Source organism: Dellaglioa sp. BT-FLS60 (genome assembly GCF_054941065.1).
The window spans coordinates 1-1,757 of record NZ_JBSOLI010000006.1; the positions used below are offsets into that span (position 1 = coordinate 1).

Here is a 1,757-nt window from a genome sequence, read left to right on the forward strand (position 1 = left end):
AACCAAGTAGATCTTTGAAAACTGAACAAATTTTCGACAAATCAAATGTGTAGGGTCTCTTAACTAAGAGTTAAGAGCAAACATTTGCGAAGTCAATTCGCTAGTTTTAAAAAGCAACAAAACAATAAGAGCAATCAAATTTTTATATGAGAGTTTGATCCTGGCTCAGGATGAACGCTGGCGGCGTGCCTAATACATGCAAGTCGAACGCAATATCTTCACCGAGTGCTTGCACTCACCGAAGGTATTGAGTGGCGAACGGGTGAGTAACACGTGGGTAACCTGCCCAAAAGAGGGGGATAACACTTGGAAACAGGTGCTAATACCGCATAATTTGTTAAACCGCATGGTTTGATAATGAAAGACGGCGTAAGCTGTCACTTTTGGATGGACCCGCGGCGTATTAGCTAGTTGGTGAGGTAAAGGCCCACCAAGGCAATGATACGTAGCCGACCTGAGAGGGTGATCGGCCACATTGGGACTGAGACACGGCCCAAACTCCTACGGGAGGCAGCAGTAGGGAATCTTCCACAATGGACGAAAGTCTGATGGAGCAACGCCGCGTGAGTGAAGAAGGTTTTCGGATCGTAAAGCTCTGTTGTTAGAGAAGAATGTAGGTAAGAGTAACTGTTTACCTAGTGACGGTATCTAACCAGAAAGCCACGGCTAACTACGTGCCAGCAGCCGCGGTAATACGTAGGTGGCAAGCGTTATCCGGATTTATTGGGCGTAAAGCGAACGCAGGCGGTTTTTTAAGTCTGATGTGAAAGCCTTCGGCTCAACCGAAGAAATGCATTGGAAACTGGATAACTTGAGTGCAGAAGAGGAGAGTGGAACACCATGTGTAGCGGTGAAATGCGTAGATATATGGTAGAACACCAGTGGCGAAAGCGGCTCTCTGGTCTGTAACTGACGCTGAGGTTCGAAAGCATGGGTAGCAAACAGGATTAGATACCCTGGTAGTCCATGCCGTAAACGATGAGTGCTAAGTGTTGGAGGGTTTCCGCCCTTCAGTGCTGCAGCTAACGCATTAAGCACTCCGCCTGGGGAGTACGACCGCAAGGTTGAAACTCAAAGGAATTGACGGGGGCCCGCACAAGCGGTGGAGCATGTGGTTTAATTCGAAGCAACGCGAAGAACCTTACCAGGTCTTGACATCTTCTGACAAACCTAGAGATAGGCCGTTCCCTTCGGGGACAGAATGACAGGTGGTGCATGGTTGTCGTCAGCTCGTGTCGTGAGATGTTGGGTTAAGTCCCGCAACGAGCGCAACCCTTATTATTAGTTGCCAGCATTAAGTTGGGCACTCTAATGAGACTGCCGGTGACAAACCGGAGGAAGGTGGGGATGACGTCAAATCATCATGCCCCTTATGACCTGGGCTACACACGTGCTACAATGGACGGTACAACGAGTTGCGAGACCGCGAGGTTAAGCTAATCTCTTAAAGCCGTTCTCAGTTCGGATTGTAGGCTGCAACTCGCCTACATGAAGTTGGAATCGCTAGTAATCGCGGATCAGAATGCCGCGGTGAATACGTTCCCGGGCCTTGTACACACCGCCCGTCACACCATGAGAGTTTGTAACACCCAAAGCCGGTGAGGTAACCTTTTAGGAGCCAGCCGTCTAAGGTGGGACAGATGATTAGGGTGAAGTCGTAACAAGGTAGCCGTAGGAGAACCTGCGGCTGGATCACCTCCTTTCTAAGGAATATTACGGAAACCTACACACTTGTCGAAAATTTGTTTAGTTTTGAG

1 rRNA gene is annotated in these 1,757 nt (G+C 48.8%); it reads left to right on the forward strand.

Annotation, left to right across the window (positions count from 1 at the left end):
- Positions 1-142 precede the first annotated feature (142 nt).
- Positions 143-1,703: ribosomal RNA gene (locus tag ACVQ8P_RS00295) — 16S ribosomal RNA — on the forward strand.
- Positions 1,704-1,757: the final 54 nt, after the last annotated feature.